At 45.1% G+C, this 7,181-nt stretch carries 6 protein-coding genes; all 6 read left to right on the top strand.

Translation table 11 applies throughout. The features are described from left to right. Positions 1-214 precede the first annotated feature (214 nt). The 6 genes from AE2B122_RS18300 (at position 215) to radA (ending at position 7,092) form a co-directional block, all read left to right on the top strand. Complete coding sequence (locus AE2B122_RS18300; protein WP_095220629.1) at positions 215-910, top strand: MgtC/SapB family protein; 696 nt, start codon at positions 215-217, stop codon at positions 908-910. A gap of 127 nt (positions 911-1,037) precedes the next feature. Beyond that, entirely contained in the window at positions 1,038-1,496 is a 459-nt protein-coding gene (locus AE2B122_RS18295; protein WP_095220630.1) for a CtsR family transcriptional regulator, read from the top strand. 21 nt (positions 1,497-1,517) lie between these two features. Continuing rightward, complete coding sequence (locus AE2B122_RS18290) at positions 1,518-2,060, top strand: UvrB/UvrC motif-containing protein (RefSeq protein ID WP_175074965.1); 543 nt, start codon at positions 1,518-1,520, stop codon at positions 2,058-2,060. Next, positions 2,060-3,127 (top strand): protein arginine kinase, encoded by a 1,068-nt coding sequence (locus AE2B122_RS18285; protein ID WP_175074964.1) that lies wholly within the window; start codon positions 2,060-2,062, stop codon positions 3,125-3,127. The genes AE2B122_RS18290 and AE2B122_RS18285 overlap by 1 nt, the downstream gene beginning before the upstream one ends. Before the next feature lie 20 nt (positions 3,128-3,147). Further along, entirely contained in the window at positions 3,148-5,577 is a 2,430-nt protein-coding gene (clpC, locus tag AE2B122_RS18280) for an ATP-dependent protease ATP-binding subunit ClpC (RefSeq protein WP_095220633.1), read from the top strand. A 138-nt stretch (positions 5,578-5,715) separates the two neighbouring features. Beyond that, entirely contained in the window at positions 5,716-7,092 is a 1,377-nt protein-coding gene (radA, locus tag AE2B122_RS18275; RefSeq protein ID WP_095220634.1) for a DNA repair protein RadA, read from the top strand. Positions 7,093-7,181: the final 89 nt, after the last annotated feature.

Here is a 7,181-nt window from a genome sequence, read left to right as displayed (position 1 = left end):
TTAAGCTCTTCAGCGCCGATGGTAGTTGGGTTCGCCCTGCGAGAGTAGGACGTTGCCAGGCAAAATGAAAGCTCCTGATAGGTTATTCTATAACTTATCAGGAGCTTTTTTGTATGTCTTGCTTTATACTTCTGACGATTAGGGGATATAAATACTTCATACTAATATGTCGATATTCATATAATGTAATAAGAGAGAAAGAAGGGAAGCACAGATGGAGCAGTACTTTGATGAACAATTTTTAACTGTAATGATGAAAATTATAATAGCAGTATTCCTCTCCGGAGCTATCGGGATGGAACGGGGGCTGGGCAATCACCATGCTGGTTTGCGCACGCATATCCTCGTTGGCGTAGGGTCTTGTCTGATGATGATCCTATCTTTATATGGTTTTACAGCCTTCAGTGAGGAGCATGACTATGTGCAGTTTGATCCCGCACGTATACCTTCATATGTGATCAGCGGTATCGGTTTCCTAGGTGCAGGAACAATACTGGTAAATGGTACGACAGTGCGAGGACTTACGACAGCTGCATCTGTTTGGACGGTAGCAGGACTTGGACTCGTTATTGGTGCAGGAATGTACATGGAAGCAGTATTCACTACTATTATCATTTTGTTGATTCTTATCTTCTTGAATAATTTTGAGAAGCTGTTTTTATCAAGTAAAAAGCAAAAAGTATATCGTCTGGAAATTGAACTGGATAGAGAAGAAGGTGTAGCACCTATTATGGAAATACTCGAACGTCATCATCTAGCGTTAACTAACATGAAGATGAGAAAACATCATCAAGACAGCAGAATGTTACATGTTGAGCTGGCAACACGTTACGCTATAAATGAAATGGAGCTCTTTGAGGAACTTACCAACCTATCAAATATCCGATCAGTTAGTACAGTGAAAAGTTAAAACCCTTTTAAGGGTTTTTTTCTGTTATTAGAGGCTATGCTAGGGAAGTAGAGCTTTGCATTCCTCCTGCAAAATGTATATAATAAAGTCAAAGATAGTCAAAGTCAAAGGAAGGGAGGCGACTTGTGTGAGCAATATATCGGACATCATCGAGGCTTATCTAAAGCAGATTCTTCAATCAACAGATACGCAGGAAGTGGAAATAAAGAGAAGTGAAGTGGCTAACCGTTTTCAGTGCGTGCCCTCCCAAATCAATTATGTAATAAAGACGAGATTCACTGTTGAGAAAGGATATCTTGTCGAGAGTAAGCGTGGCGGCGGCGGTTATATTCGTATCATTCGGGTAAAGCATCATACAGAAGCAAGTTTGATAGACGATGTAATTGAAATGGTGCAGCCGCGAGTTTCACAGCAGACTGCTAATAGTATCATCGAACGGCTTGCTGAAGAGAAGATATTAACTGAACGGGAAGCGAAAATCATGCTTAGAGCAACCAGCCGGGAGACACTAGCCTTTCCTCTTCCGCTTCGTGATGAAGTCAGGACCCGTATTTTGGTTTCAATGCTGACTGCTATCAAGTACTAGTCAGATAAGGAGGGTATTAGGATGGAATGTCAAGAGTGTCATATAAGACCAGCAACCTTGCATTTAACAAATGTCGTCAACGGACAGAAGACGGAAATGCATGTTTGCGAGCATTGTGCGAAAGAAAATGGATATGTCTCCTACGGCCAAGAAGGGTATTCCCTGCATAACTTATTATCTGGTCTATTCCATATGAACCCATCGACTGCTCAAGGACATAAACACTTCGCCCAAGCGCCAGCAGCACTTGCTTGCCCGAAGTGCGGGCTGACATATAATGAGTTCACCCGAATAGGAAAATTTGGCTGTGCTTCTTGCTATGAAACTTTCGAAGACAATCTGAATCCTATCTTCCGCCGTGTACACAGTGGCAATACAAAACACGAAGGTAAGATACCAAAGCGGATGGGTAGCGGTATAGAGAAAAAACGGAAGATTGCAGCATACCGGGAATCCATGCAGCAATACATTCAGGAAGAAGAATTTGAAAAAGCAGCGGAGCTCCGCGATAAGATTCGTTTGCTGGAGCAGCAGAAAGACGGACAGGAAGAGGGTGAGAGCTAATGTCACTAGAGAATTTCATGAGTGATGCCATCAGCCCTTGGATGAAAGAAAACGGACCGGACTGTGATATAGTCATGAGCAGCCGAATCCGCCTGGCCAGAAACTTTGAAAATCGCACGTTCCCTTTAATTGCTAAGGCAGAGGATTTAGATGACGTGCTTAATTTCTTCCAGGAGAGCTATCAAGACACTGATTTTAATGAACGAGGAACAATGCAATTCTTACGTATTGCAGATCTGTCACCGATAGAGAAGAAGGTATTCGTCGAAAAACACTTGATAAGTCCGCATTTAGCAGAACATGCGGAGGAGGCAGGAGTTTTGCTATCCGAAAGCGAACAAGTCTCTATCATGGTAAATGAAGAAGATCATCTGCGGATTCAGCTGTATTTACCAGGCTTTCAGCTGCGAAAAGCACTTTCAGAAGCTTTTGAAGTGGATGATTGGCTTGAGCGGAAGATAACATATGCATTTGATGAGGAAAGAGGGTATCTGACTACTTGCCCAACGAATGTAGGCACTGGACTTAGAGCCTCGGTAATGATGCATCTGCCTGCTTTGACCATGACACATCAAATGAATCGGCTGACACCAGCAATCAACCAGCTAGGACTTGTCGTACGCGGTATTTATGGCGAAGGCAGCGAGGCGCAAGGCAATATCTATCAAATTTCCAACCAGATCACTCTGGGGAAATCAGAACAGGATATTGTCGAGGATTTGGAGAGTGTAGTGAGCCAGTTGATCGAGCAGGAGAGGCAGGCTCGCGAGACTTTGACAGAGGAGCTGAGTATCCAGCTGGAGGATCGGGTCTTTCGTTCTTATGGTACATTGCTGCACAGCCGTATAATTGAATCAAAGGAAGCAGCAACTTGTTTATCGGATGTTAGATTAGGCATTGATATTGGGTATATACAAGATATGCCTCAATCCATACTTAATGAATTAATGGTATTAATACAGCCAGGCTTCTTGCAGCATTATGCAAAAAGGAGCTTATCTGGCAGAGAACGAGATGTATTACGTGCTTCCCTCATTAGAGAGAGGTTGCATTTAGAAAATAACTGACTGACCAAGGAGGAATTCCTATGATGTTTGGACGTTTCACTGAAAGAGCACAAAAGGTCCTTGCACTTGCACAAGAAGAAGCAGTGCGTCTGGGACATAACAATATCGGTACAGAACATATCCTATTGGGTCTTGTGAGCGAAGGGGAAGGCATTGCCGCTAAAGCTCTTACAACACTGGGATTGGAAACAGAACGTATTCAGGAAGAGGTTGAGCAGCTGATTGGGCGCGGCCAGAAGATCACGGGTACACCTTATTACACACCACGTGCGAAGAAAGTAATTGAGCTTTCCTTAGATGAAGCGAGAAAGCTTGGACATTCCTATGTGGGCACTGAGCATATCCTTCTAGGTTTGATCCGCGAGGGTGAAGGTGTTGCGGCACGCGTGCTGAATAACCTCGGTGTCAGCTTAAATAAAGCTCGTCAACAAGTGCTGCAGCTATTGGGCAGCAATGAGTCTTCTGCTGGGAAACAGCGTGGCAGCCAGTCTGCTAGAGCGAATACGCCTACACTTGATAGTTTGGCAAGAGATCTTACGGCGATTGCCAAAGAAGGCAATATCGATCCAGTTATCGGGCGCGAGAAAGAAATCGAGCGTGTTATTCAAGTTCTTAGCCGCCGGACGAAAAATAACCCTGTCTTGATCGGGGAGCCGGGTGTCGGTAAGACAGCAGTAGCTGAGGGACTTGCGCAGCAGATCATCAATAACGAGATACCGGAAATTCTTCGGGATAAGCGTGTCATGACGCTTGATATGGGTACTGTTGTAGCTGGTACGAAATATCGCGGAGAATTTGAGGATCGCTTGAAGAAAGTGATGGAAGAAATTCGCCAGGCGGGGAATATCATCCTCTTCATTGATGAACTGCATACACTTATTGGTGCAGGTGGAGCAGAAGGAGCAATTGATGCTTCCAATATTCTGAAGCCATCCCTTGCACGTGGTGAACTGCAGTGCATCGGTGCTACTACATTGGATGAATACCGCAAATATATCGAAAAGGATGCAGCGTTGGAGCGTCGTTTCCAGCCTATCCAAGTTGATGAACCATCTGTTGAAGAATCTGTTCAGATCCTTACCGGTCTGCGTGACAGATATGAAGCCCATCACCGTGTAACGATTACAGATGAGGCTATCCGTGCAGCAGCAGAATTTTCTGATCGTTATATCACAGACCGCTTCCTTCCGGATAAAGCAATCGACTTGGTTGATGAAGCAGCTTCTAAAGTGCGCTTGCGCTCTTACACAGCTCCGCCAAATTTGAAAGAACTTGAGCAAAAGCTAGAGGAAGTGCGTAAAGAGAAAGACGCAGCTGTTCAAAGCCAGGAATTCGAAAAAGCGGCTTCTCTTCGCGATACAGAGCAGCGCCTTCGTGATCAGCTAGATCAAACGAAAGACCAGTGGAAAGAAAAACAGGGTCAGGAAAGCAGTGAAGTCACTGTAGAAGATATTGCTTCTGTTGTTTCCATCTGGACTGGTGTACCTGTTGCCAAGCTTACTAAGGATGAGTCAGAACGTTTGCTTAACATGGAGCAGACACTTCATGGACGTGTCATCGGGCAAGACGAAGCCGTTGTTGCTATCTCCAAAGCAATTCGTCGTGCACGTGCTGGTCTTAAGGATCCGAAACGCCCGATTGGGTCATTCATTTTCCTTGGACCTACAGGTGTCGGTAAAACGGAATTAGCGCGTGCTTTGGCAGATTCAATGTTCGGTGACGAAGATGCGATGATCCGTATCGACATGTCGGAATACATGGAACGCCATTCCACTGCACGTCTTGTCGGTTCTCCTCCAGGATATGTAGGTTATGAAGAGGGCGGACAGCTTACTGAGAAGGTCCGTCGTAAACCATATTCTGTTGTATTGCTTGATGAGGTGGAAAAAGCGCACCCTGAAGTATTCAACATTTTGCTTCAAGTATTGGAAGATGGCCGTTTGACAGATTCAAAAGGTCGTTTGGTCGATTTCCGCAATACGATTCTGATTATGACGTCCAATGTAGGTGCTAGTGAGCTGAAACGCAGCAAGTCACTTGGTTTCACAATGGATAGCGAAGATCAGAACTTCAAGGATATGAAAGCGAAAGTGACAGAAGAGCTGAAAAAAGCCTTCCGTCCTGAATTCTTGAACCGTATTGATGAAACGATCGTATTCCATCCGCTTGAGAAGAAACATATGAAGGATATTGTGACGTTGATGGCGGATCAGCTTAAGAAACGACTTGCTCAGCAGGATATTGAATTCACGCTGACAGATGCAGTTATTGAGAAGATCGCTAATGACGGATTCGATGCGGAATATGGTGCTCGGCCATTACGCCGTGCAATCCAGAAGAATATCGAAGATCTATTATCAGAGGAACTCCTGCGCGAGAACATCAGCAAAGGACAACAAGTGAATATTGATGTAGATAAAGAAGGTAAGTATGTCGTTACAGGCAAATAATGAATAGGGAGGTGTTTTCGCCTCCCTTTTTGCTTTGATTTGTGTAATTTTTTCTATATTAATAATTTTGTTTGATATATTTCTGTAACTTTTATGCCGTAATTATCGTATAAAATGATGAAGAAGGATTTGATAGGTTTGGCAAAAAGAAAGACAAAGTATGTATGTCAGGAATGCGGATATGAATCTGCAAAATGGATGGGCAAATGCCCGAGCTGCAATAATTGGAATACCTTTACGGAAGAAGTTGTCACACCAGCTAGCAGCGGAGCCTTCCGTCATTCAAATACAACAACCACAGCTGCAAAGCCTCAGTCGATTACAGCCATCCACTCCGAAAAGGAACCGAGAGTTACAACGGATCTCCCGGAGTTCAACAGGGTGCTCGGCGGCGGTATCGTAGCAGGATCGCTTGTGCTTATCGGGGGAGACCCTGGTATCGGTAAATCTACCTTGCTTCTGCAAGTCAGTGCACAGCTGGCAGAGAAGGAATTGCCGGTTCTGTATATTTCCGGAGAGGAATCTGCCCGTCAGACGAAACTCCGAGCAGATCGTCTCGGTGTAAAGGCAGATCAGCTCTATGTGTTATCGGAGACAAATCTGCAGGACATCACACGGCATATTGAAGAAGTGAAGCCGGCGTTTGTTGTAGTCGATTCCATTCAGACCGTGTATCGGGAAGAAGTCACCAGTGCACCGGGAAGTGTTACACAAGTACGGGAATGTACAAGTGAGCTGATGCGAGTAGCAAAGACGAATGGCATTCCGATTTTCCTCGTTGGTCATGTAACGAAAGAAGGCGCCATCGCTGGTCCTAGAATGCTTGAACATATGGTGGATGCGGTTCTTTATTTCGAAGGGGAACGTCATCATACATTCCGAATCCTGCGCAGTGTAAAGAATCGGTTTGGAAGTACGAATGAAATGGGTATCTTCGAGATGAAGGAAGAAGGATTAAGGGAAGTTACGAACCCGTCTGAAATCTTCCTGGAGGAAAGGTCGCAGGGTGCGGCTGGATCAACAGTTGTAGCATCGATGGAAGGGACACGCCCTGTTCTTGTCGAGATCCAGGCACTTATATCTCCAACCAGCTTCGGAAATCCGCGCCGTATGGCTACCGGTACAGATCATAACCGGGTGCCGCTTTTAATGGCGGTGCTTGAGAAACGGGTCGGACTTATGCTGCAGAATCAGGATGCATACGTCAAGATTGCCGGCGGTATGCGATTGGATGAGCCCGCCATCGATCTGGCGGTAGCTGCCAGCATCGCATCCAGCTTTAAGGACAAGCCGACCAAGCCAGATGATGTCTTGATCGGAGAAGTAGGTCTTACAGGTGAAGTGAGACGTGTATCCCGGATTGAACAGCGTGTCCAAGAGGCGGCCAAGCTTGGGTTTAAGCGAGCAATCGTACCGAAGAAGAATTTGGATGGCTGGACGGTCCCGGCAAGTATTAAAGTAGTCGGAGTTAACTCCGTAAGTGAAGCACTTCATATTGTCTTGGGAGAGGATTAACCTCTCCTTAATTGGTAATATTTTTTGACATCTTCTCTGAAACTATGCTACTATGTAATGTTTCCTAAATTGACTGGGCATCTAAAACG

It is taken from the genome of Terribacillus sp. AE2B 122, assembly GCF_902497585.1.
Taxonomy (GTDB): Bacteria; Bacillota; Bacilli; order Bacillales; family Amphibacillaceae; genus Terribacillus; species Terribacillus saccharophilus_A.
The sequence above is the reverse complement of the archived record's forward strand: the minus strand, read 5'-3'. Positions and strand labels throughout refer to the sequence as shown.